Source organism: Sphingobacterium sp. xlx-96, from assembly GCF_011007365.1.
In the GTDB taxonomy this organism is placed as follows: domain Bacteria; phylum Bacteroidota; class Bacteroidia; order Sphingobacteriales; family Sphingobacteriaceae; genus Sphingobacterium; species Sphingobacterium luzhongxinii.
The window spans coordinates 276,175-302,479 of the sequence record NZ_WFKM01000007.1 but is presented as its reverse complement, the minus strand read 5'-3'; the positions used below and the strand labels follow the sequence as shown (position 1 = coordinate 302,479).

Below are 26,305 nucleotides of genomic sequence, written 5' to 3'. Positions count from 1 at the left end.
GCTAGCGTTCATCCTGAGCCAGGATCAAACTCTCCATTGTAAAATGAAGTGTAAGACCAAGACTATTTATGAAAATAGAATTGTCTTTATTATAATTTCTGATTCTAGGACCAAATGGCTGATTTTTAACTTTCGTCGTTTCTCAACACTACTCGTTACGTTACATGATCATTTTTTAAAGAACTTTATCGCATCCGCTTCGCGCTTCTGCTTTATCTCTACACCCGAAGGCTCGACTTTTTTACTTTTTCTGTTGCCCTTCGTTTCCGTTGGGACTGCAAAGGTAGGAATCTTTTTCAAACCTCCAAAATAAATGTGAAAATTTATTTCAGCGTCTTTTCTTGTATTCCCGCGTTTAAATAACTTTAAACCCTTCTTTTTTCATGGTCTCGTCCTAAGATCCGACCGTTCCTCCCTTGCGGAGTGGTGCAAAGATAGGATAATAATCCTATCAATTCCTAATATTTCATGACTTATTTATTTATACCGGACTTAACTTGCTGTAAATTTGAAGGATAAAATCATCGAAACACGGCTCCTTTCCCACGCAAAGGCCGGAATAAGAACCAGCACCCGTAGTATCTTATATATCTATATACGGAAGCACGAAAAACAGGCATCCTCTCCTAGCCCTTCGTCCCTATGATAACACAGAAGGCAGGGTAATTCCAGGCTTTATATATAACACTCCGATTTTAACCGAGGGATCCTAGAGAGAAAATAGTGTTTTACCTCTATGAACCCTCTACAAACCCTCTATTATATCACTAGAAAATCTCTATAAAACTAGAATATGCATCGGTTCTATTAGCTATTAAACTCGGATATAAATACCACCAAAGAACTTATATAAAAGAAACACATGTATTAACTATCTCCGTTTCATCCAAACAAATCCAATTCGCTCCTTTACGCGCAACCACATCCTGTATTACCTCTAAATAAGTAGCATCCCCAAAAACAACCTGACACTCCTGATCTTGAGCTAAGTCACCTATACCGAGCAACAATGAATCCTGTTGTTCATAAAAAAGACTCCACCAAAATGGGGAGTCTTTTCATTTTCAAAAACTTACTCTATTATTTCCAACCGCCACCTAAAGCCTTATACAATACAATTTGATTTAACATTTTTTCTTTCAAAACATCAACCTTTGCCTCTTGTGCAACGATAACATCTTTTTGCGCCGTTACAATATCTAGATAATTTACCCGTCCGGCAATAAATAGTTCTTCTGCCGCAACAATTGCTGATTCCAAGGCCTCAACTTGATCGTGCACTAACACTTCGCGCTCAACGATAGCACGCTGCGTATGTAATGCCAATGAAATCTCGTTGACCGCATTCAATACCATTTTTTCATACTCTAAAAATGCTACCCCATAATTTGCCTTCATTATCTCATATTGAGATTTCAACTCCCGTTGTCTGAAAATTGGCACTGTCACACTCCCCAAAACACCATAAGCAACAGATTTATCCAAATTGAAAAGTTGATCTATACTAAAGCTTTGTAGTCCGAAATAAGGGCTGATAGCTACCGAAGGAAGAAAAGATAGACGAGCCACCTCTAATTCACTAAAATTACGTTGTAATTCTAATGCAGCTCTCCTGATATCTACACGATTGTTAAACAACAAATCTAAGTTACCGACCAGCAATTCATCAAATATTTTATGATTTGACACATGTTCGCTACTTCGGTTTATAGGTTGATAAACACGTCCTAAAAGTTGGTTTATCTGATGTTCATATCCTACGATTTCCTGTAATGCCAAAGCTCTACGTCCTTTGGATTCCGCCAGAATTGACTTAAACTGTTGTACACCTAATTCATCAGCACGCCCTGCCTCCTTTTGTGCTTCAATGATACTCAATGCGCGCTCATGCAAAAGTATATTTTGCTCATAAACCTTGACCTTTTGATCAAGTCCTACCAACTCAAAATACGCTGATGCAACACTACTGATCAATTCTGTTTCCAACAATCGTTTTGTCTCACTTTCAGCTAAAAGACCTAAAAATGCAGCTTCTCTTCCATTCCTTAATTTCCCCCATATATCAATCTCCCAAGACGAGCGTACTCCTACAAAATAATCGGGGATAAATGGTTCGGGAAGCTTCTCGTTAGTCTTTAGGTTTTCCGAGAAATTAGAATCGTAGTTACCTATACCCGATTCTGTATAATGACCGTACTTTTTTAAACCCGCTTCTACCGCCGCGTCCAATGTAGGCAACGATGCGGCCTTACGTTGCCTAAAATTAGCTTGTGCTACCTCTATCCTATGAATAGCTTGTTTAAGATCCTTATTATTTATTAAGACCGTATCAATAAGACTTTTTAAATATGAATCCGAAAACACATTCTGCCAAGGGATGTTTCCAAGAGAAACTGTATCCAACAATACACTACTCGCATCCGATTTCAATTCAGTACTTATATCTGATTTGACAACCTTCTTAGGGACTGTACAAGACGATATTAGAAAGAAAGCTGCTAAGGTAGCAACAACCTGCCCTATCTTTTGAGATTTGCTTTTCTTTGAAAATAATACAACTAATCCAGGAATTACGATAACACCTAAAATAGTACCAATCACCATCCCTCCTACCGAGGCCGTTCCGATGGTTTTATTCCCTACAGCACCGGCACCGCTAGCCAGCATTAACGGAATGAGCCCTGCAGCAAATGCAAACGAAGTCATTAAAATAGGTCTTAACCGTGCTACCGCCCCCTCTACAGACGCAGTAAAGATGTCCATACCCTGCTTGTACTTTAAATTAGCATATTCTACGATTAGAATCGCATTTTTACCTAATAGTCCGATAAGCATGACCAGAGCTACCTGTGCATAGATATTGTTCTCGAGTCCAAAAACCTTCAAGAATATAAAAGCTCCAAAGATTCCAGCTGGCAGACAAAGAATGACAGGTAGGGGCAGCAAAAAGCTCTCATACTGCGCTGCTAAAAGCAAATAAACGAATACTAAACACAATAAAAAGATGTAGCCTGCTTGATTGCCGGATATCTTTTGCTCTCGTGTCATACCTGACCATTCGATTTCATATCCTTGCGGTAGACTTTCAGCAATACGTTCTACGGCTTCAATAGCTTGCCCTGAGCTAAACCCTGCCGCCGCTTGACCTGTAATCATAGCAGAACTGAACATATTATAGCGTGTAATTTGTTCCGGTCCATAAACCCGCTTCATGGTCATAAAAGAGGAATAAGGTACCATATCTCCATCGGCCGTTTTAACATACAATGCTAATACATCTTCTGGCTTTTGACGTGAAAAAGCATCCGACTGAACCATTACTTTATACATCTGTCCGTAACGGATAAAGTTTGTCGCATACTGACTCCCCAAAAGAGTCTGAAGGGTATTCATGGAATTCTCAACGGATATCCCCTTCTTGGCAGCTAGGTCATAATCGATTTCAAGCATATACTGTGGAAAGTTAACATCAAATGTTGTACTGGTACTTTCGATTACATCATCGTTATTCAATTCTTTAATAAAATCATTCAGGACAAGACTGGTTTTTGATAAATCTTCATTGCCACTTTTATCTAATAACCGTAACTCGAAGCCCGAAGAGTTACCAAAACCGGGTACAGTGGGAGGTGGAAAAAACTCAATAGTAGCATCTGCTATATGACTGGTTTTCTCTCGAAGAACCTTCATGACATCATCCACGGTTTCATCACGTTGATCCCATGCTTTCAGATTAATCATCCCCATCCCATAGGATGAGCCCGAAACCTCGGTCACGATGCTGTATCCAGCTAAGGTCGATACAGTCTCTACAATATCTAGTTCTCTCGCTATACGGTCCACTTCATCAAGAACTTTTTCGGTACGGTCTACTGTTGCACCCGGAGGAGTAGTCACTGCTACATAAATCATTCCCTGATCTTCGGTTGGAATAAAGCCTGTAGGTAGAATAGCGGCCGATCCCCAGGTAAGAACAAACATCACTGCGAGAGCACCCAAAGTAACTACTCTACGTCCAGCAATACGTGACAATAGATTTTTATATCCGCCCCCTATTTTATCGTATACGGCATTAAATCCTTTGAAAAAACGGGACAACAAACCATTACTTTCTTTCTTATCGTGTGGTGATTTCAGAATTAAAGCACACAAGGCTGGTGTAAGGGTAAGCGCATTAATCCCTGAGATAACGATAGAGGCCGCCAAAGTGAGTGAGAACTGTCGGTAGAAAATCCCTACTGGTCCAGACAGGAATGCGACAGGAATAAATACCGCAGACATCACCAAAGTAATCGCAATTACTGCACTTCCTACTTCTTTCATCGCTGCAATTGTTGCTTCCAATGGCGGAAGATGTTCATCTTCCATCTTCGCATATACTGCTTCGACGACGACAATCCCATTGTCAACCACAATTCCAATAGCTAGTACCAATGCAAATAAGGTCAATAGATTAATAGAGAATCCCATCATCTGCATAAAGAACAACGCGCCAATCAAACTAACGGGGACGGCCAAAATAGGAATTACGGTAGCTCTAAAATCTTGAAGAAAGATAAACACAACTAGGAACACCAAAATAAACGCTTCCAACAAGGTGATCAACACACTCGATATAGATGCATTCAAGAATCTTGACACATCGTACCCCATCGTATAGGTCATGCCGGGAGGGAAGGTCGACTCCTTAAGTTCGGCCATCCTATCCTTCACACTTTGGATTACATCTTGGGCATTCGACCCTGGGAGCTGCTTCAACATAATAGAAGCAGAAGGTCTTCCATCAGTCTTGGATACCATCTCATAGTCCAAAGATCCAAACTCGACATCTGCAATATCCTTAATTCGAATAATTGAACCATCAGCATTCGCTCGAATAGGTACGTTTTCATACTCACTTACCTCGGTAAACTTACCTGGATAACGGAGTACATACTGCTGCATATTCACCGCTTTATCCGAACTAATTCCAGTCTGACCTGGGGCTGCTTCTATATTTTGTCTCCTTAATGCCGTAACGAGCTCCTCTGTAGAAATTGCATACGCCGATAGCCGATCTGGTTTGACCCAGATTCGCATGGCATAATCCTTCATTCCCATAATCTGAGCAAAGCCTACCCCTTCGATACGCTTCAGCTCTTTGAGTACATTAATATCGGTAAAATTGTAAATAAATCGCTCATCAGCCGTAGCATCATCCGTATAGAGGTTCAGGTACATCAACATACTGTTTACCTCCTTTTCTGTAGTAACACCGGCCTTGATTACCTCCTCAGGCAATTCATCCAAAACAGTAGTTACTCTATTTTGCACATTGACTGCCGCAATATCTGGATCCACGCCAACTTTAAAAAAGACTTGAATCAAAGTTGTTCCATTATTGGTAGACACCGTATTCATATAGGTCATCCCTGCTACTCCATTGATGGCACGCTCCAACGGAATAGCTACCGCATTTGTACTTACCTCTGCATTAGCCCCTGTATAATTGGCAGTCACCACGACAGAAGGCGGAACAATATCCGGGAACTGGGTAATCGGCAATGTAAATAATGCCAAAAGTCCTAACAGCGTAATAAAAATTGAGATCACCAGTGATAGCACTGGTTTTCTGATATACGTTTCAAACATCTAAATCGCCTCCGTTTCTAGTTGTTAATTGGTTTTGGTTGTATGCTCATACCATCCCGCAAAGACTGAACTCCTTCGAAAACAACTTGCACATCTGCTGGTAGCCCATCTTCTACAATATAATAGTGTCCAACGCGTTGCCCATTCCTAAATGGAATCATCTTAACCTTATTATCTTTGACTGCGTAGACATAGGCTTTGTCTTGAATTTCGAAAACCGATTTTTGATGCACAAAGGTGAGCTTGCCCGTTTGTGTCGGCACACCTATACGTCCTGAGGCCCCATGCTTTAATAGACCTGTTGGATTATCGAACTTCGCTCGCAAGGAAATAGACCCCGTACTGGCTTCAAACTCACTTTCTACGATTTCAGCAATACCAGTATAAGGGTATAGATCACCATTGGCTAATATTAAGCGTACTTCTTGCTTAAACTTATTTCTGTTAAATGATGAATCTGAGGCAATAGCAAGATATTCTGACTCGGAAATATTATAGTAAACATTTACTTTTTCTAAATCAGAGATTGAAGTTATCAAGGCCCCTTCACTTAATAAAGATCCTTCTTTAAGTAAAATCCGATCAATACGCCCATCAAAAGGTGCGCGAATCTGCGTATGGCTTAACTTGGTTCGTGCTTGATTCAGGATTGCTTCGGCTTCTTGGACTTTGGAGATCGCCGCTCTAAGTTGTACTTTGAGTAAATCCTGTTCTGTTTTACTGATGATACCCTTCTGCACCAATTTTGCTGTTCTTTCCAGCTCTAATTCAACTTTTTTTACTTCAGCTTTCGAGGTGTTCAAGCCAGCTTCTGCTTGCGCAAAATCAGCTTTATATTCTTCATCGTTAAGTCCAAACAATACTTGCCCCTTACGGACAAAGGCCCCTTCATCCACATAGATCCGATTTAAAAAACCTGCTAGTCTTGACCTAAGCTCTACGTTTCTTTGTGATTGTATATCGGCGATATACTCTTTATAAATAGTGGTATCCATTTGCAGGAGCCCGGTAACGGGAACAATTCTAGCTTGTTCTTCCGATTTGTTTTCATTACTGCTAGCTGTACATGACGCGGCAAATAAAAGGCATCCAAATACTGGATACATCAACTTTCTTTTCTTCATAGCTAATTATGAATAGATTATTTAGTAAAAAATCAAATAAAAGACGTAACAAGCGTATGCCCAGCCTAAAACTAGACCTGACATGTATTACGTTTAAATAAATAAAATGGGATTGTAAAAATTAGAATGGCCGGAATCTATACAGAAACGTATAGTATCCTGGCAAACATAACGTTTTAGAAACGTAGGTAGGATGATCAATCTCTTTGGAGAAGAGAAATAACTTTCTATCCAACCAGCAAAAAAATAAAATAACAGGTAGTACCCCCAATGTCAGCATAAGAATACGGTAGTCATCAAAAAAGATATTTGGAAGATTATCGTGTTGCTCGGGATGTGTCATCTCTAAGATTTCTTCCAATACAACTTCCAACAATGTCTCGCTAGAAGCGACTGGAGTAAAATCCAAAACATTACAATACTTCACCTCATAACAGAGTACATTGAGATAGCCGAAAAGTGCTAGAAAGTGTAGTATTCGCAACATATGCCGCAAATATAAAGAAGCAAACTACAGAATGGCGTAGTCCTATGTAAAAAAGCTGTTATCCAAGCGGTGCATATAGACAGTTCAGACTTTTCTTTGACAAATATGTCTCTTTGCAGATATTGACTTACTACTTTTTAAACACCCAGAACTTCTGTAACGTAAAATTAAAACCTAAGGAAACAATTATCTCCACAACACCTTTTGACAATAGAAAATGGCAGTGCCAAACATCTACAAGAAAATGAATACCCGTAGATTTTAGAAAGATACTACCGGCGACCACAACAATAAATTTCCACAGTTGGTTTGCTAAAGGAACTGCAGTACTGTTGAACGACCAATATCTATTAATCGTAAAATTGATAATAGCTCCTAAACTTCCGCTGACGACGTTCGAAAAAGGAGCAGAAATTAATAAGACCTTATAGCAGAATGAATAAATTCCAAAATCAAAAAGCCCTCCTACAAAAGCGGAGAGCTGTGCTTTAAAAAACTCTTTAACTCTAAATGCCATCTTCTGGAGCCTGTTCGGCTTGTTGCTTAGCCAACTTCTCTTCTTTATCCTTAGCATCTCCCACAGCTAGAAGCTTTATTGTATCACCAATATTGATAAAAAACAATATGACACAAATTCCCAAAACGCTATAGTCGATAGTCCCCTTAAAAACAACTTCAACAAGTAATACGAGACAAACAACAACTCTTATTTCAGTTGGTCCTAATAATCCAGCATCGATAGTATATTTATCTGTAATTCGATACCGTAATTGAGATATAATCATGGCCCATCCGTAAAGAGCTACCAGCGCAAATCCTAGATATTTAAAATCGCCTACAGTATATAGAATATATCCGAGTCCGATAAATACCGTACTAACCCAATCCATCACAATATCCAATGCAAAGCCATACCATTTACGCGATTTATTACGATAGTAAGCAATTCTACCATCTAGAGAGTCGCCAAACCATTGGATAAAGAAACCTGGTATAGCCAATAGTAACAGATCCCTATTGACATATTCTGCTAACAAAAAGCTCACTAGAATCATTAAAGATCCAAAAAAACCAATCGCTGTCAATCCGTCTGAGGTAATACGCTCTGGTATACGTGGTACCAAATAGCTAATTAATCTCTGCTCTGGATCGCTCAGTATATTTGTACGCTTTCTATCCTGAAACAATTTTTTGTTTATTTCCTGTTTGCTCATATCTATCTTATTACAGCCAATTATTAGATTTATACCACAACAACGTTTCCCTCAATCCAGAGGAAAGATCATATTTAGGTTCAAAAGCCAATTCTTTTTGTGCCTTGCTTATGTCGCAACCCCAATTCTCTGCAGTCAGTTCACCCAACCTTTCTGGATACAACACAGGTGTTTTTTCAGACCCTGTATATAGTGACTGAGAGACCTTAGCGATAAATGCCACGATCGAGTAAGGAATATGTAGACGAAAAGACTTTCGATTGAATGTATTTTTAAATACATCGGCCATAGCATATCTAGAATATACATGACCATCCGTAATATTATAAAACTGAAGACCTTCTTGCGGCTTAGTACAAGCCTTGAAAATACTTTCTACAAGATCCTTTACATACACGAAACTTAGCTTCTGCGGCTTTGCACCAATATAAGGATCAAGTCCTTTGTTTAAGGTATCAAATAAGATAAACAGATCTCGCTCACGTGGTCCATACACGGCAGTCGGCCTTAACACAGAAATTGGACTAGCAGCAAATTTGGCTTTAATCATTTCTTCAGAGGCTTTTTTACTACGACCGTACACCGTCACGGGATTATAAGGGGAGTTCTCGGCTATTAGAGTAGCACTGTTGAACTCGATAGGTCCTATCGCTGCGAGACTACTGACATATACAATACGCTCTAAAGTATCGCTTGCAGTATTGGCAGCTTTTAAAATATTTTCTGTATAACCAACATTAACCTTAAGCATATCGCTTTCACGTTTTGCCTTGGTCATGGCTGCTGCATGTATAATATAGTTATACTTCTCTTTTTGGAATAATGATTCGAGTTCGTCAACATTATTCATGTCGGGGAATACAAACACGTCAACAAATTGCTTTATGTCGTCGATCTTACTGGTTTTTCTTACAGCTGCATGGATTTCAAATCCCTGACGTCTCGCCTCTTCAACAAGATGTGACCCCACAAATCCACTTGCACCTGTTATGAATATTTTTTTCCTCATATCGCCTTCTCGTATAAACGATAGCGTTTGTATAGTTCACCATTGATTTGTTCAATAGCGTGATTCATTAAATAATTTGTTTCTAACATCCAAGAACATTCTGCTCCGCGTACCCCTGCTGGCTTAGCGTTTTTGATAATTCTTCCATACAAACAGGCTTCAATTCCTAATTTTCGGTAGCCCTCTAGAACTCCAAGCATCAAAACCCTTAGCGACTTTATCTTCTTTTTACCAAACAATAACTTAAAAATACCTGTTGGCAATAGTCGACCTCGCTTTATATTTATTTGGATTTCGTTGACATTAGGTATCCCTACAGCAAAGCCGATTATTTCTCCTTCTTTTTCAGCTATAATACAAAAACGAGGATCTACAATCATTTTTAGATCTTTTGCGACATAGTCAAACTCTTCATCCGTCATTGGCACAAAGCCTAGATTCTTATCCCAAGCTTTATTATAGACCGATTTGATTTTAGCTGCTTCGTTTTTAAAATCTTTAAGATTGATTGTTCTTAATTTAATACCAGATCTCCCCAAGCGCTCCTCCAATCTATCCATCAATTGTACCGCACGGGTACTTGCGGTTTCAGTCTTCACATCGTAAGCCAGAAGATCAACTTTCTTCTCAAAACCATAATTACTGATTAGATCTAAGTAATAGGAATAATTATAGGGCATCATTGCCATTGGCGGCATATCAAAGCCCTCAACCAATAGGCCACAAGTTTCGTTTGTTGACAAATTTATCGGGCCAACAAGATTGTTTCCTCCTCTTTCTTTAACCCATGCGAAAGCAGCGTCAAACAATTTATTGGCTACCTGTTGATCATTAATACAATCAAAATATCCAAACTGCCCTTCAGCAACATTATTAAAAGAATTGTGGTGATTATTCCAGATCGCCGCTATCCTACCTACAATTTTATCATTCCTATAGGCTAAAAAGAGCTGTGCTGTAGAGTGTTTGTAAAAAGGGTGCTTCTTAGGATTCAACAGATCACTTTGCGCGATAAACAACTCTGGCACGTAATTCGGTTCCCCTAAATACAAATCATGCGGAAAATCTATAAATTCCGCACGTTGTTTTTTTGTTTCAACAGGTATGATTGTTATCATGGCCGTCTTAAAATGGATGAGATCTTATCTATATAACTTTTTTATATCGTTCTACTTCCAAAGCTTTGAACACTTTTGCCATCTTGTCGATAGCTTCGTCAATCTGATCAAAGGTGTGTGTTGCCATTAATGAAAAACGAATCAACGATTCTTCTGCAGGTACTGCCGGTGCTACGACAGGGTTTACAAACACACCATTATCCTGTAACATCTTGGTTACAATATAAGTCTTATCGTTGTTGCGGACAAAAATAGGTAAGATTGGACTTTCCGTATCTCCCAAATCAAATCCGTTTTCAATCAACAATCTCTTTGCATAATGTGTATTAGCCCATAGCTTTTCAATATGCTCTGGTTCAGTCTGTATAATCTCTAAAGCCTTTAGCGTGGAAGCTACTGAAGCAGGAGTCATACTTGCACTGAACATTAACGATCTTGCTCTATGCTTCAGATATTCAATGGTCTCTTTATCTGCAGCCACAAAGCCTCCTAAAGATGCTAATGACTTACTGAATGTACCCATGATTAAATCCACTTGATCAGTCAGTCCAAAATGACTACCTGTACCGGCACCTTTTTCTCCGATCACACCTAGACTATGCGCATCATCACATAATATAGCCGCATCAAACTCTTCGGCTACTTTTACGAGTTCAGGCAGTTTTACAATATCACCCTCCATACTGAAAATACCATCGGTTGCAATTAATTTAAAACTATCTTCCGGTAGTCTTGAAATTTTTGCACGGAGGTCGTCCATATCATTATGGGCATATTTGATCACCTTAGAAAAAGAAAGTCTACTTCCATCTATAATAGAAGCATGATCTCTTTCATCAAGAAGAATATAGTCGTTGCGTCCCGTAAGACACGATAAGGGGCCTAAATTAGATTGAAAGCCAGTACTAAACAAGATAGAAGCCTCTTTACCGACATATTCAGCTAGCTTCTCTTCCAGTTCCACGTGAATATCCAACGTGCCGTTTAAAAATCTGGATCCAGCACAACCTGTTCCGTATTTTTCTAAAGCATCTTGCGAAGCTTCGATAATACGAGAATCAGTAGTTAATCCTAAATAAGAGTTTGATCCAAACATCAATACACGTTTTCCATCGATAATGACTTCCGTGTCTTGCTTTGATTGAATAGGCCTAAAGTAAGCATACAAATCGTTCGCTTTTATTGGCTCTAATTCCTTTTTTAGAAAACTTGATGTTCTTTCACTTAACTTTCCCTTGCTCATGCTATAGGTATTTCTATTTAACGCGATTACTATTTAACTTTTTGACCAAACCTAAATAATCGTCAAAAGTAAGAATTCTACATTAAGGCAAACAATTTTTATCAACAAATGACGTTAATCTAACATTGCCCTAGTATGTTTTTCTCCTAATATACTTTATTTCTAATCTAGTTGCAAAACGTGCAAACTTACAAAACTTTGCAGTATAAACCACTACCAAAAAGCAGATAAATATCATAAAGTTAAATTATTGTTAATAAACAAACAATAGGTTTTGGCATTATTGGCCCTATCAACCTTCAAATTTACTACATTTGTACTTTAGTTAAGTATAGTTATGGCATTATCCTCTCAAATCAACATAAAAAACAAAAAGGCATCATTTGAATATCACCTCATTGACAGGTATATAGCCGGAATTCAGCTCCTAGGAACGGAAATAAAATCCATCCGGGAAGGCAAAGCAAATATCAACGATAGTTTCTGTGCTTTTTTCGACGACGGTCTTTATATCCGTAACATGCATATTGCAGAATACTCGTTTGGGTCTTTTTACAATCATGAGTCAAAACGTGACAGAAAACTTCTACTCAGCAAAAAAGAACTAAAAAAGCTTAAAGATAAAGGAGAAGAAAAAGGATTCACCATCGTTCCTTTGCGTATTTTTATAAGTGAAAGAGGCTTTGCCAAGGTGGAGATTGCCTTAGCACAAGGAAAGAAAGATTTCGACAAGCGTGAAACCATAAAAGAGCGGGAAAGCAAACGTGAACTCGACCGGGTAATGAAATATTAGAGCTGATTAGCTTAGGATAAACGCTCCTGGCGTGAGCCCTTCCCTATTCTTAAAAAGTCTGACAAAGTAATTTACATCATTAAAGCCTGCTCCAAAACAGGCTTCCTTCACACTTTTTGTTATTAGCAACAACTCTTTAGCTTTGTTTATACGCTGTCGGATAATATACTCCATTGGACTGACTCCTAGTTCTTGTTTAAACATTCTGGTGAGACTGGATTTACTCATATTAGAAACTTTTTCGAGCGTATCGAGCGACAGCTTTTCCGAGACATGTTTCCGGATAAATTCTTTTAGATAACCAAGCTCTGTAGTCGTAGCCTTACCCAACTCTACGGCCAGCAAAGACTGCGTCTGCAGTAATTTTATAACCAGCTCCTTAAATGTTAAGTCAGCGAGTGCATTTTTTAATGGGTCCACACTGGTCATGATGTGGAATAACTTGTTCAATAGCTGCGCTAGTTCTGGCGTATTATAAAGATGATATTGCTCATTGTCCAATTGCCAGCTCCCTGCGATGCTGACCTTTGGATAAAACTCATTGAGATAATCCATGACATTCTGGATCCGATCTCTACTTATCGTCAAGGCCGTACACTGCGTAGGTGTTCCATATGTAGCTTCTGGAAAATCGATATTCATTCCCACAGAGGCCGGCAACACAATCATCTGTCCTGGTAAATAGTCAAAAGAATGCATATCATTAATATGCATTACCTTCTTCCCTTGTATCATATTGATCATGACAACATCATCAAAACGCAGTGGAACCCGTTCCGACGGCTTATAGGTCTCGTAGACATGGAGTTCTAAACTATCAATTGTAAATGCCCGTCTATTTTCAACAAGTGTAGATATTTCGCTCTCTTTGGAAAACGGCAGAAGTTGCACCATCGTATTATTTGCCATATCAAAAAATTTACAACTGGTAATCAACCAAATATAGTAAAAAAAAAAAAAAACGTTACCTACACCGCTGACTGGATAATGCTACAGTACGACCCAATAATACTACATTATAGAAAAATGGTTGGCTAAATTTGATAAAACAGATTTGTAACACTAAAAGGTTAATAATATGAATACTATTAAGAGACCAGCGTTTAAAGAACGTTATGACAATTACATCGGTGGTAAATTCGTAGCCCCGACACAAGGAAAATATTTTGACAATGTATCTCCGGTAGATGGTAAAGTGTTTACTCAAGTGGCACATTCCACCAAAGAAGACATAGAGCTCGCTGTAGATGCTGCGGTTCATGCTTTCGAATCATGGGGCAAAACTTCTGCTACAGAACGTAGTATTATCCTCAATAAAATAGCGGATCGCATAGAAGCAAACCTAGAGTATATAGCGGCTGTTGAAACTATTGACAACGGAAAAGCCGTTCGCGAAACCCTGAATGCAGATATTCCGTTAGCGATTGACCATTTCAGATATTTTGCCGGTGTAATCCGTGCAGAAGAAGGGTCACTAACAGAACTCGATGCAAACACAGTTTCTCTTATCGTACACGAACCTATCGGTGTCGTCGCTCAGATTATCCCGTGGAACTTCCCTATCCTGATGGCGGTATGGAAATTAGCCCCTGCTCTTGCAGCTGGAAATACCGTTGTATTGAAGCCAGCAGAAAGCACTCCCACCTCGATAATGGTGTTAATGGAGTTGATTGGAGATTTAATACCTGCAGGGGTTATTAATATAGTCAATGGATTTGGCTCCGAATTAGGGAGAGCACTCGTTACAAATCCTAAAGTATCCAAAGCTGCGTTTACAGGTTCTACCGCAACAGGACGTATGGTTATGCAATACGCTACGGAAAATATTATCCCAGTGACACTGGAGCTAGGGGGAAAATCGCCCAATATATTCTTTAGCTCTGTCATGGATGAAGAAGATGCTTTCTTAGACAAAGCCATTGAGGGCGCCGTACTATTCGCGCTCAATCAAGGAGAGATCTGTACTTGCCCGTCCCGCCTTCTTATCCAAGAGGATATCTACGACCGCTTTATCGCTAAAGTAATTGACCGGGTCAATCAAATCAAAGTTGGAGACCCTCTAGACCCTACTACGATGATGGGAGCACAGGCTTCGAAAATCCAAAAAGACAAAATCATGTCTTACATCCAGTTAGGCAAAGAGGAAGGGGCCGAGGTGTTGACTGGTGGGGATCAGAATAACGTAGGCCCAGGCTTTGAAGAAGGCTATTACATCAAGCCGACCCTATTTAAAGGCCACAATAAAATGCGCATATTTCAGGAAGAAATCTTCGGTCCTGTTCTTGCCGTCACTACATTTAAAGACGAAGAAGAAGCTATTGCACTAGCCAATGACACGATCTATGGTTTAGGTGCAGGCGTATGGACACGAGATGCCCATCAGTTATATCAGGTACCTCGTGCTATTCAGGCTGGACGTGTATGGGTCAACCAATACCATTCATATCCTGCAGGAGCACCTTTCGGAGGTTATAAGCAATCAGGAATAGGCCGTGAAAACCATAAAATGATGCTTGCCCACTACAGGCAAACAAAAAACATGCTGATATCCTACAATAAGGAAAAATTGGGGTTCTTTTAATATACTATATATTGTCCCTCGTTGTATCGCGAGGGACGATATATACCTAAAACTATTACATCATGATTTCACGATTAGCTATTACTAAAAAGGCGCTGCAATTGGTAGAGAGGCTTGAACAAAAACATGGCCCACTCATGTTTTATCAAGCTGGCGGTTGCTGCGAGGGAACACAACCCCAGTGTTTTGAAAAGGGAAGCTTTTACCCTCGTATGAACGATGTATTAATCGGTCATATTAAAGACTACGAATTCTGGGTAGATCGCAATTTATTTGAATATTGGCAACATGCTCACTTCACGTTGGATGTACTTGAAGGTTTTGGCCCAGGCGGATTTTCATTAGAAAGCCCTCTGGGAAAAACCTTCAAAGTACATTATAGGCTCTTTACAGAACAAGAGCTTAAAGATTTATCACCTATAATACGTAATAGTTGATCCTTGTATTGGGATGTATTGCCAAAAGCAACTATCCTTCGGCAATATCCAAACCTTCGAGTACCGGAATTGGCTTTTTATTTTCGCCCAAAGCGACAAAAGTGAATAGTCCTTGGATTGCCAGTTCCCGGCCCTCTTCATACATATGCTCCAGGTAGATCTCCACTTTTATCTTTAGACTGGTTCGTCCAATACTATCTACGCGTGCTATAGCTTCGATAATGCTGCCTGAAGGTATGGATTTTTTAAAATCTATACGATCTGTTGATACTGTAACCAACCGTTTGCGACAAAACCGCGTTGCTGCCATAAAAGATACTTCGTCCATTATAGCCATTGCTTTACCACCGAATAAGGTATCGTGATGATTGGTCAAAAAAGGAAAAACCGTTGTACACACGCGGGTTTCGGACGCATTTATCTTTTCTTCAAGTGTCATTTTCGAATAAATTTTTACAAAGGTAGCATTTTATCAACTACCGACTTCAACTCCTATTCCCTTTAATAACAAAGAAGCATTGAATATCGTACACTTTCCTTCTTTCAATTTATAATCAAATAACATCTCTCCATGTTCTACTTGAATGTCAAAATGGTAGTTCTTGAGTACCCCGGTATATTCATCCTGTAGCGATGCCAATTGCAGATCATGTGTGGCGACCATTCCTTTACCGTCCATAGCGATCAATTTCTTAATGATAGCTCTAGACCCTAAGTACTTATCAACAGAGTTTGTACCTCTCAACATTTCATCGATCAGCACAAAGGTATCGTCGCGTTCTGCGACCAGCTCTAGAATAAATTTCATGCGATCCAGCTCGGCTTTAAATGTGGAAGTACTCTCGTTGAGATCATCCTTAATACGCATATAGGACACTATTCTATAAATAGGTAGCTCCAATCTATCTGCACATACCACCGCTCCGGTATAGGCCAGTACAGCATTAATTCCTACCGTTCGCAGAAATGTACTCTTACCAGCCATATTAGATCCTGTTACCAGGGCGATCCGATGATCTTGCGAAGTGTAATCATTTGCTACAGCTTTATCTACAGGAATCAATGGATGATTTATTTTGACTGCTACCAAAGCATCTTTGTGAATATCATCTAGTAAGATCGGCGTGGTCCATTCTGGATGATTACGCTTTAAAACAGCTAAACTGACCAGTGCCTCGAAATCAGCTACGATATCAAACGTATTCAGAATATTATCCTCGTAACTCTTTTTCCATTTAACAATAGCCAAGACCTGCCTAAAATCCCATAGAAATATGATATTCAAAATGGAGCCGATCAAAATATTATTTCGTGCATCGAGCTTGTCAACCAAAGCTCCTAGACGTCTAAAAGCTACAGATAGGTTTTCGTGATTATCTGTTTGCAGACTGGCTTGCAAGGACTTATTCATTTCAGATGCAAACTCTTCTTCCTCAATCATCCGAACCGCATCGGAATAAGCTATCAAGGTAGCACCGATCTTATCTATTCGCGAAGAGAAGTAGCTCACTTTACCCGCTAAAGCGAGCGTCCAGCCTAGGTGAGCGATCCCAACTAACAGTAGAATATTCCAAATAGGAATAATAAATAATGATACAAGTACGCCAATCAATAATAAGTACGGTGCTATCGGTACATAAAACCGAAGTACAGCTGATCCAAAATTAAGCGCTCCATCTTGTAAATACCTCGACAAAAAAGTACGGATATTCGTCTTTTGGCCTAAATTGAAAAGCAGCTTTGTTTGCAATTCCTGTATCCACTCTCCCTTATTATGCAATTCTGAACTCGCTTTCTGACGATCCAAGATCTGTTGCTTACTACCTGCAGCGATAAACCAAGAAGCCAGACGTTCAACACCATCTGCCGTTGCAGCTCGGTTGATTTTTGCGAAAAGAGACTTGGGACCAAATACATCTAAATCTGAAACATAGGGGTGTTTCCCATTGTCGTATATCTCGCCATCATTATACATATTAACCCCGCTTTCATTCAGGCTCACTTCATTCTGATTGACACGTAAGAAAGCTGCAGCTTCTGCCTTAGATTTTTCCAATCGACTTTGTCGGAGTACAAGGTAAGCAAAAGACAATATGATAACGAGAACCGCAATCAGTAGAAACCAAATGTTGTTCAGTTGAAATATTTTAAAAAGAACTCCACCTCCAATCAGGATGATTGCTAATCGCAATAAGCTATTCGTATTTATCTTCTTCTCTAAAGAAGAGAGCTCTACCTCAGCTCGTTTTATATTTTCATGATAAAGATCTTTCATATGTATACAATTTGATTTTCAATGGTCATATGGAATATCCAAAGTATTTTCATTCTTGTTTGTGCAGCATGTGCTATATGGATATTTCATATTTAATTGCTTTTACCAGGCTTTGTCCCCCACCAGAGGAACAAATCTAAAAGTATCTAATTCAATGCGTTCGAAGTCGTTTTCACCGACCCGAAGTATGGTTACCATTTTCTGAGTTTTCTCGTCTCCAACCGGTATCACCAAAAGGCCGCCTAACTTAAGTTGCTGCAACATCACTTCCGGCACAAATGGAGCTCCTGCCGTAACAATGATTTTATCATACGGCGCATGTTGCGGGATGCCTTTGGAACCGTCACCGAGGAAAAAACTAGGCTTATATCCCATATAAGGAAGAACCTGAATCGTTCTGTTGTACAAACTTTCCTGACGTTCTATCGTAAACACAACTGCGCCAAGCTCCAACAGGATACAAGTCTGATACCCCGACCCTGTGCCTATTTCTAATATTTTATCCCCCTTTTTGACGTGGAGTAGCTCGGATTGATAAGCCACAGTATAAGGTTGGGAGATTGTCTGCCCATCCCCTATCGGAAAAGCGATATCTTTGTAGGCTTGGTTCCAGAAAGTCTCGTCAAAGAAAAAATGTCTAGGCACCTTTCCAATGGCCTCCAGCACCTTTTTATCTTGAATCCCTCTACTTTCAAGATGCTTTACGAGTTTATTTCTCGCCCCCTTTTCCCTGTAATTATCTACGAACTTATATGCCATTATTCTTCAAAAATACCCTAATTAACGGATATTTTAAGGAATAAATACAAAATGTTTGAGGTCAGCATCTTTGTAAAAAAACAGGCTACCGTAGGATTATTTTATTTAAGTTGCGTATCTTCCTGCTTTCAAAAACACAAAAGAATGTACAGACTCTTTCTTCTTTCGCTCTTAATCTTAGGTATCTCATGCAACTCTCAATCGGGTGACGCCAATTATAACAATGACTATAAAGCCTCCTTTGACTCTATCTTAAACAGTTATGATCTGACCGGGAGTATACTCATCTACAATCCTCAACAAAAAGATTACTATTCGAACGATTTTGAATGGGCCAACCGAGGGTTTCTACCAGCTTCTACTTTTAAGATTCCAAATGCTATCATTGCTTTAGAGACTTCCATAATAAAAAGCGATACTTCAATACTTAGGTGGGATGGCAAACAGCGAGATTTTGACAGTTGGGAAAGAGATCTGACTTTACGTGAAGCTTTTCAGGCATCCTGCGTTCCTTGTTTTCAAGAAATAGCAAGAAAGATCGGCACCACGCAAATGAAGACATACCTCAATAAACTCCATTATAACAATATGGACGTTACAGCAGAAAATATCGATTCTTTCTGGCTCAAAGGTAACTCCCGCATATCCAGTTTTGACCAGATCAATTTTCTAGAACGATTTATCTTAAAAAAACTCCCCATTCTCAACTCCACGAGAGAGTCGATGCTAAAGATCTTTACCATTGAAGAAAATAATATCTACAAACTATCGGGCAAAACGGGCTGGTCTTACAACGAGAAAGACAATAACGGCTGGTTTGTGGGATTCCTCGAAAAAGACAACAAAATATATTACTTTGCACTAAATGCAATCCCCAAAGACCCGAACAATATGGAAAAGTTTACTGAGGGGCGAAAGCAGGCTATTTATGATACATTTAAACTTATGAAACTACTATAATAATATTATGCATAAAATCACCCTAACCCTAGTCTCTTTACTGTTATTTACTCAAATTTCATTTGGACAGCATTTAGATACGCTGAAAATATTGGCCATTGGCAATAGTTTTTCTGAAGATGCAATAGAAAACTACCTTTATGACCTCGCAAAATCCAGCAACAAAAAAATGGTAATTGGTAATCTCTATATAGGTGGAGCTTCTTTAGAATTACATGTCAATAATGCGACTGCCGACAAAGCCAGTTACAGTTATAGAAAGACCAATCTCGATGGAACCAAATCTTCCACCAAAAACACAAGTATATCGCAGGCTATAAAAGACGAGGACTGGGATTACATCAGTCTACAGCAAGCTAGTCCTACCTCGGGCAAATACGACATCATTATGAACAGTCTACCTGCCTTGGTTTCTTACGTGAACGGATTGAAAGCAGAAAAAACGAAGTTGATCTACCACCAAACCTGGGCCTATCAACACGATTCGGACCACAAGGGCTTTGCCAACTACAACAGAAGCCAACAGGCCATGTACGAAGCTATAACTAGTGCGACTAAACGTATCAAGAAATCGAAAACATTTACCTTTATTGTACCTTCAGGCACTGCTATACAAAATGCACGCACATCAACTATAGGCGACAAATATACACGCGATGGCTACCATCTACAGTTAGATTATGGAAGGTTTACTGCTGCTTGTACTTGGTATGAAATGTTGTTTGGAAAAGACGTGCGTGACACGAGTTATAAACCGGAAAAAGTAACCGCTGATCAAAGTAAAATCGCAAAAGAGGCCGCCCACAAAGCAGTGAGAAAACCATTTAAAGTGTCTAAAATAAAATTGTAATTATTTAATCCTATACAGTTCATAGAGCTCTCCACAAGGGCGAGGTGACGTTATTAAGAAGCCTTTGACCTCTTAAGAATTCGCTAATACGGATCTACATCAATCTGTATACGTACGCCTGCATTCAGCTTGTCCAATTCAAAAGAAAGGATTGCTGTGCGTACCAACTCCTTCACCTTCGCGATACTGACATTACCTCGTTCGATTTTTAAAGTGATCGTCTGTATATAGTTATTACGGACTCTAGCTACCAGGGGAGGCTCCGGCCCTAACACTCTATTTCCGAGTGAGAATCGCAACAAGCTCGCTAACTTCTGTGCTGAGTCAAGCGTTTGCTGTTGGTCCGGATGTTTTACATCCAATCGGATAAGTCTATAAAAAGGGGGATAATAAAAATTCTTACGCTCGGTCACCTCCTTCATAAACATCCCCTCATAATCATGTTGCACCACTTGTTCGATGACACGATGATTTGGCGTATAGGTCTGAATCACCACTTTACCTATTGCATCTCTCCGTCCTGCTCGGCCTGCTACCTGCGAAAACAACGAAAAAGATCGTTCATATGCTCTAAAATCCGGAAAGTTAATAATCGTATCTGCATTGATAATACCAATAAGGCTCACCCGACCAAAATCCAATCCTTTTGCGACCATCTGCGTACCGATCAACACATCATATTCATGTTCGTCAAATGCGGTGATAATCTTATCAAAACCATGCTTCCCTCGCGTCGAATCCAAATCTAAGCGCCCGATACGTAAATCCGGCATTAAGATTTCCAGTTCTTCCTCTACCCTTTCCGTCCCAAATCCTTTGCTTTCCATATGCGGCATCCCACAGGCCGGACAGACATTTATAGGGGCTTCAGAATGTCCACAATAGTGACAGTGGAGCAGGTGGGATGTCTTATGATAGGTAAGACTCACATCACAATTAACACATTTGGCCACATATCCACAGGTATTACATTGCACGAAAGGGGTATGTCCACGGCGATTTTGGAAAAGAATAACCTGTTCTTTACGTGCCACAGCCTCCTTAATCCCATTTAGTAACGTTTCACTAAAATAAGAATGCATCTTATTCTTCCGACTTTCTTCCGGAATATCGACAATTTCTATTTCTGGCAATTGTGCCTCACCGAAACGCTTTAATAACTGCACCAACCCATATTTACCGGCCTTTGCATTATAGTAACTTTCCACAGATGGGGTTGCCGATCCCAATAGTACCTTTGCTTGGTGCAAGTGTGCTAGATATATAGCCGTGTCACGTGCGTGATAGCGAGGCGCCGGATCAAACTGCTTGTAGGAATTTTCATGTTCCTCATCGACGATTATAAGGCCAAGCTCTTGAAAAGGAAGAAAAACAGAAGACCGAGCTCCAATGATAACTCTAAATTCGTTTTTCAAGACCTTATGCCATACTTCGGCCCGTTCATTATCGTTAAATTTGGAGTGATAAACACCCAATTGATTACCAAAGTGAAGACGAAGACGCTCAGTAATCTGCGCGGTAAGCGCAATTTCAGGCAAGAGGTATAATGCATTCCTACCCGTAGCGAGCACCTGCTCAATTAGCCGAATATAAATCTGTGTCTTACCAGAGGCGGTGACGCCATGTAGCAGCACCACATCTTTTTCCTGAAAGTTCGTATTAATTTCATCAAAAGCTCCCTGCTGCAGTTTGCTAAAAGCAAACTCCTTGGTCATCAAGAAATCGGTTCCTTCAAACCGACTAATCACTTTTTCATGAGCCTCAAACACCCCCTTATCAATCAACGCCGTTATTGCCCCCGCACCACAGGCGGACACCTCTATGACATCTTGCCGACTGATATCTTCTTTGGTCTTTGTCAATTGTAGGTACCCGAGCACAGCATCTTGTTGCTTTGGTGCCCTATTGAGGCTATCCAACAACAATCGCTTTCCTTCATTATCATTATAGATGGAAGCCAGGTGTAAGAAAGACTTTGTCTTCGGTTTATATCGTTCTTTAATCTCCTCTGAAATTTGAATAAATCCCTTCTCAAAAAGAGATCTCAATAGCGGAAAGACAGATTTTTGTCCCAATATCTTGGTTACATCTGCCACCCGCAGTTCACCTGCGACATCTAGAGCCTCAAGAACCAAGTAAGCTTTATCAGAAAGGGTTGTACGATCCAGTTCGGGATTTTCAGAAGCTATAATTTTTGTTTCGGAGGCCATTTTAAGCGCTGCAGGCAAAGCCGCCTGCAGCACCTCACCGAGCTGACACATATAGTAATCGGACATCCATTCCCACAAGGCCAACTGCCCCTTATCCACGATTGCAGTATCATCAACCACATCCATAATGTACTTGGCTTCGTACTTTTGAGGCGCTTCTGTGGATACTGTTTTTACAATTGCAGAATACACTTTATTCTTACCAAACTGAACGATGACACGCACCCCCACCCTTATCTTTTCATTCCATTCGAAAGGGACTCTATAGGTATAGGTCTTGGCAATCGATAGCGGCAATACCACTTCGATAAAAAGTGTTTTACGTTCGGCAAATAAATCAGGATTATGCATCTAACAAACTTAGATAAATTGCCTTTTATAAGCAATGATAATTGCGTCTCATAGCATAACAATTTATCGATCTCGCCTCTATCCTAGAAAACAACGTGATAGCGGATATATAAATTACAGTTAAGCTCTGTTTTTTACAGCGGCCACAAATAGCCCCACCCAACCGACCATAAAGCAAAGTCCACCCAATGGGGTAACTGGACCTAATAAAGAGGCTCCCTCGATACCCAATAAAGAGCGAACACTCAGTAAATATAGTGATCCTGAGAACAAAAGGATACCTATCGTAAACGCGATATAGGAGACACGTATAGACTGGCTCTTAGCCCTCGAAAAAGTGGAGAGGAATAATAATGCAAAGACATGATAGAAATGATATTGATTTGCGGTCTTCCATGTATCTAAGTGATAATCACTAATTTTTCCTTCAAGACCATGTGCGCCGAATGCTCCTAAAACCACGGCTATCAAACCAAAAAAAGAAGCAGTCAAAATTATTTGCTTATTCATGTATTTTTATTCAGAAACCACTTATGTTGAATTATTGTTTATAAATGTATAAAATATCCCCTAGAAACAAAAGATCATGAAAAGTTTTTGTTACGTTATTAACGAAATAGAAGTGAAATAAGTAGGTTTGCATTATGCGAAATACGATTATCCTTTCGGTTGTTCTGTTTGTAGCTGTCGTAGCTGCCACTTTATATTATTTCCGCAACCTCGATGGCGAACATAATCGCGCCGCAAAACCGTTACGCTATCTTCCAGACAACACGCTTCTTATCACTGCTATTAGCAACAATGAATTGTCCGATAATATCTTTAAAGATTTTGAAGTTTTTGAGGCCATGCTCGGCCATCAAGAGTTCGAGGTGATGAGCCAATTCAAGACCAAGCTACTCCGCAGCGAAGCTCTTAAAAAATTTGTTGACGATTCCGAAGTCTATATATCATTCCATCCGCAGGACAAACAGATCGAAACAATATTGACTATACCGACCTCTACGGCAATCACGCAAACAGAATTTCCGGCAATACTCAATGAATTGAACAAACAGTACAAAATTAGCACGACAGATACCTTAGATCACAAAATATACCAGTTGCAATACGGCAGTAAGGACTCTTCTCTTTATTCAATTTATTACAACAATGTTTTCTTTGCATCAAAATCTATGCACCTCTTGACCAAAATCCTGGACAAGCACAGCAAACACCTACCCGATGACCAAATCGATTTCTTCTTAAAGGGAGATTCTAGAAATACGGCCTTGAGCGTTTACTTCCCACACCAACAATACGACAGCATCGTGAATTTGTACCAACGCAAAAACACTGGCACCTTTTTGGACTTCTTCAAAAACATGCAAGGCCAGTCGGTGTGGAATATAAATTTCAAGCAAGACGCACTCATGCTTACCGGAGAAAGTGAACTGGATCAATATTCGGAAAATTATGTTTCCCTGTTTAAAAATCAAGAAAAAACTTCACAGCACCTCTATACTTATTTCCCCTCCAATACCGCTGTATATATGGAGTTCAGCATCAGCGATCGTTCTAGGTTCCAGCGAGACCTAAAAGATCTTTTTAAAAGAAGGAAGGAAAAAATTGCTGAAGAAATAGATACAACAGGTGTACAGGAGCAACTTACCACCCTATTGGGCAATGATATTGCCTTGGCAGAAACAACAGGGAGTAATTTACTAGGGTTTATTACGCTCAAGGATAAAAATACCTGGTCTACATTGGAAGGCAAGTTTTTAGAAAATCTGGAAGACTCAATTTATCGATTCAAATCTTCGGGGCTACTATATCGTCAATATGGCGATCTGTTCCAAGAATTTCCGCGTCCATATTTAACAAAAGTAAATGATGTCCTTATCCTAGCAAATAGCAGCAGGACATTGAAAGACTATCGCAACGCTTTTGAACAGCGTGATTTTTTAACAGGAACATTAGGCTTTAAAAATTTTGAAAAGCTACAGGGCAATGAAGCGAACGTCACGCTCTTTGTCCACACAAAAAATGCCAATACCAAGATCTTAAATTCGCTTAATCCACCTTTCCAGAATAATTTTAAGGACAAGGAAAACTTTGGCTTTCAGGATTTCTATTCCTGGTCGGTCCAGCTGTCTGGCAACTCTGGAAAATTCATCTCGCAGCTCTACGCTATATTTAAAAGTAAAACAGCCTTAGGTTCAACCCCTGAATGGACTTATGCTTTCGAAAACAAAGCAATAACAAAGCCGTACGTCTTTGAACAGTCTGATACGAGTCAGTTTATACTCATCCAAGAGCTTGATCACACCATGCACGCCATCAGTCCGAAGGGTCAACAACTATGGTCTACGGTATTTGCCGGTAGAGTCGTTGGGGATATTCAGCAACTGGAAGACCGCAGCCTATTACTGGTCACGGACCGCAATAGACTTTATCGTTTTGACACCAACGGGCAGACCTTAAAAGGATTTTCAATCGGCATACCAGACGAACCCATCTCGCAGCCTACTGTGGTTACACTTCAAGGCCAAAAAGTAATTGCAATCCCGACACGAAAAAAAGTCTATGCGTTTAACTTGGATGGAACACCGGTAAGTAACTGGCAAACTTTCGAAGCCGAAGGAAACCTCCTAGGCCCGATCCTCGTTACCGGCAATCAACTTGCTATAGGTACTAGTTCTGGCAAAATATATGGATTAGGTCAAAACGGACAAAAAGTACGTGACTTAACTATAAAACCCAATATACAGCTTAAGAACCCTATCGGTGTCTTAAAAGGAAATGTACAGCCCGGTGAATTTCTTGCAACAGATACTGCGGGATACCTGTACCGTATTCCCTTCGAAGGTGCGTCTACATCATTCGCTTCGGGCAATGCAGGAGGCGTAAATTTTGGCGACTTTGTGCATATAAACTCATCACCCCATGTAGCATTATTGGTTTCTATCAACAATTCGCTGCTCCGCGTGTACGAAATTGCCGATACTACCCGCGTACTATTTGAATATAACTTTACCAAGGAAATCAATGATCGTCCACAATATTTCCAAACTCCCAATAGCAGTAACTTACAAATAGGTATAGCCTCAAAAGCGACAAATTTACTTTATCTATTCAAAGAAGATGGTGCTTTACAGGATGGATTTCCTGTTGAGGGACAACCGTTATTTCATTATGGGCGGATAAATTACAATGGCGATACCTATCTGTTATGTATGCGTCGGGATCACAAGTTGTATGCTTTTAGACATCAAAAATAATTT

General features: G+C 39.8%; 20 protein-coding genes. 6 read left to right on the top strand and 14 right to left on the bottom strand.

The window, feature by feature from the left end:
• Positions 1–1,080 precede the first annotated feature (1,080 nt).
• The 8 genes from G7B20_RS11435 to spt all read right to left on the bottom strand — a co-directional run bounded on the left by G7B20_RS11435 (position 1,081) and on the right by spt (position 11,826).
• Complete coding sequence (locus G7B20_RS11435; protein WP_164111375.1) at positions 1,081–5,631, bottom strand: efflux RND transporter permease subunit; 4,551 nt, start codon at positions 5,629–5,631, stop codon at positions 1,081–1,083.
• 17 nt (positions 5,632–5,648) lie between these two features.
• Positions 5,649–6,755, bottom strand: a complete 1,107-nt coding sequence (locus G7B20_RS11430) for an efflux RND transporter periplasmic adaptor subunit (protein WP_164111373.1) — start codon at positions 6,753–6,755, stop codon at positions 5,649–5,651.
• Positions 6,756–6,876: 121 nt separating this feature from the next.
• On the bottom strand, positions 6,877–7,242 hold the full coding sequence (locus tag G7B20_RS11425; protein WP_164111371.1) for a hypothetical protein: 366 nt from the start codon (positions 7,240–7,242) through the stop codon (positions 6,877–6,879).
• A gap of 130 nt (positions 7,243–7,372) precedes the next feature.
• On the bottom strand, positions 7,373–7,759 hold the full coding sequence (locus tag G7B20_RS11420) for a GtrA family protein (protein WP_164111369.1): 387 nt from the start codon (positions 7,757–7,759) through the stop codon (positions 7,373–7,375).
• A complete protein-coding gene (locus G7B20_RS11415) occupies positions 7,749–8,456 on the bottom strand; it encodes a CDP-alcohol phosphatidyltransferase family protein (protein ID WP_079645858.1) in 708 nt (235 codons plus the stop codon). The genes G7B20_RS11420 and G7B20_RS11415 overlap by 11 nt, the downstream gene beginning before the upstream one ends.
• A 10-nt stretch (positions 8,457–8,466) precedes the next feature.
• Positions 8,467–9,465 (bottom strand): NAD-dependent epimerase/dehydratase family protein, encoded by a 999-nt coding sequence (locus tag G7B20_RS11410; RefSeq protein WP_164111367.1) that lies wholly within the window; start codon positions 9,463–9,465, stop codon positions 8,467–8,469.
• Positions 9,462–10,583, bottom strand: a complete 1,122-nt coding sequence (locus G7B20_RS11405; RefSeq protein WP_164111364.1) for a hypothetical protein — start codon at positions 10,581–10,583, stop codon at positions 9,462–9,464. Before G7B20_RS11405 ends, G7B20_RS11410 begins: the two co-directional genes overlap by 4 nt.
• Positions 10,584–10,611: 28 nt before the next feature.
• Positions 10,612–11,826: a serine palmitoyltransferase gene (spt, locus tag G7B20_RS11400; RefSeq protein WP_164111362.1), complete on the bottom strand. Its 1,215-nt coding sequence runs from the start codon at positions 11,824–11,826 to the stop codon at positions 10,612–10,614.
• A gap of 337 nt (positions 11,827–12,163) precedes the next feature.
• Here spt and smpB point away from each other — a divergent pair, with 337 nt between their 5' ends.
• Positions 12,164–12,619, top strand: a complete 456-nt coding sequence (gene smpB / locus G7B20_RS11395; protein ID WP_164111361.1) for an SsrA-binding protein SmpB — start codon at positions 12,164–12,166, stop codon at positions 12,617–12,619.
• 6 nt (positions 12,620–12,625) lie between these two features.
• On the opposite strand, the gene G7B20_RS11390 is transcribed toward smpB, so the two are convergent.
• A complete protein-coding gene (locus G7B20_RS11390; RefSeq protein ID WP_240452874.1) occupies positions 12,626–13,528 on the bottom strand; it encodes a helix-turn-helix domain-containing protein in 903 nt (300 codons plus the stop codon).
• A gap of 169 nt (positions 13,529–13,697) precedes the next feature.
• Here G7B20_RS11390 and G7B20_RS11385 point away from each other — a divergent pair, with 169 nt between their 5' ends.
• Together G7B20_RS11385 and G7B20_RS11380 are read left to right on the top strand one after the other, a co-directional pair.
• Complete coding sequence (locus tag G7B20_RS11385; RefSeq protein WP_164111360.1) at positions 13,698–15,200, top strand: aldehyde dehydrogenase family protein; 1,503 nt, start codon at positions 13,698–13,700, stop codon at positions 15,198–15,200.
• A 62-nt stretch (positions 15,201–15,262) separates the two neighbouring features.
• The gene (locus tag G7B20_RS11380) at positions 15,263–15,637 is read left to right on the top strand and encodes a DUF779 domain-containing protein (protein WP_164111358.1); all 375 of its coding nucleotides are present in this window, start codon (positions 15,263–15,265) and stop codon (positions 15,635–15,637) included.
• A 31-nt stretch (positions 15,638–15,668) separates the two neighbouring features.
• Here G7B20_RS11380 and G7B20_RS11375 read toward each other — a convergent pair whose 3' ends face one another.
• The 3 genes from G7B20_RS11375 to G7B20_RS11365 form a co-directional block, all read right to left on the bottom strand.
• Positions 15,669–16,076 (bottom strand): acyl-CoA thioesterase, encoded by a 408-nt coding sequence (locus G7B20_RS11375; protein ID WP_164111356.1) that lies wholly within the window; start codon positions 16,074–16,076, stop codon positions 15,669–15,671.
• A 33-nt stretch (positions 16,077–16,109) separates the two neighbouring features.
• Positions 16,110–17,912, bottom strand: a complete 1,803-nt coding sequence (locus G7B20_RS11370; protein ID WP_164111353.1) for a MutS-related protein — start codon at positions 17,910–17,912, stop codon at positions 16,110–16,112.
• A gap of 102 nt (positions 17,913–18,014) precedes the next feature.
• Positions 18,015–18,671: a protein-L-isoaspartate(D-aspartate) O-methyltransferase gene (locus tag G7B20_RS11365; protein ID WP_164111351.1), complete on the bottom strand. Its 657-nt coding sequence runs from the start codon at positions 18,669–18,671 to the stop codon at positions 18,015–18,017.
• A 144-nt stretch (positions 18,672–18,815) separates the two neighbouring features.
• Here G7B20_RS11365 and blaOXA point away from each other — a divergent pair, with 144 nt between their 5' ends.
• Positions 18,816–19,631: a class D beta-lactamase gene (gene blaOXA / locus G7B20_RS11360; RefSeq protein WP_164111348.1), complete on the top strand. Its 816-nt coding sequence runs from the start codon at positions 18,816–18,818 to the stop codon at positions 19,629–19,631.
• A 7-nt stretch (positions 19,632–19,638) separates the two neighbouring features.
• Complete coding sequence (locus G7B20_RS11355; protein WP_164111346.1) at positions 19,639–20,481, top strand: DUF4886 domain-containing protein; 843 nt, start codon at positions 19,639–19,641, stop codon at positions 20,479–20,481.
• An 83-nt stretch (positions 20,482–20,564) separates the two neighbouring features.
• Here the strand turns inward: G7B20_RS11355 and priA are convergent, their stop codons facing one another.
• Together priA and G7B20_RS11345 are read right to left on the bottom strand one after the other, a co-directional pair.
• On the bottom strand, positions 20,565–23,042 hold the full coding sequence (gene priA, locus G7B20_RS11350) for a primosomal protein N' (RefSeq protein ID WP_164111343.1): 2,478 nt from the start codon (positions 23,040–23,042) through the stop codon (positions 20,565–20,567).
• Positions 23,043–23,162: 120 nt separating this feature from the next.
• Positions 23,163–23,552, bottom strand: coding sequence for a DUF423 domain-containing protein (locus G7B20_RS11345; protein ID WP_164111341.1), 390 nt, complete (start codon positions 23,550–23,552; stop codon positions 23,163–23,165).
• A gap of 134 nt (positions 23,553–23,686) precedes the next feature.
• Between G7B20_RS11345 and G7B20_RS11340 the strand changes: the two genes are divergently transcribed.
• On the top strand, positions 23,687–26,302 hold the full coding sequence (locus G7B20_RS11340) for a PQQ-binding-like beta-propeller repeat protein (RefSeq protein WP_164111339.1): 2,616 nt from the start codon (positions 23,687–23,689) through the stop codon (positions 26,300–26,302).
• The last annotated feature ends 3 nt before the right edge of the window (positions 26,303–26,305 follow it).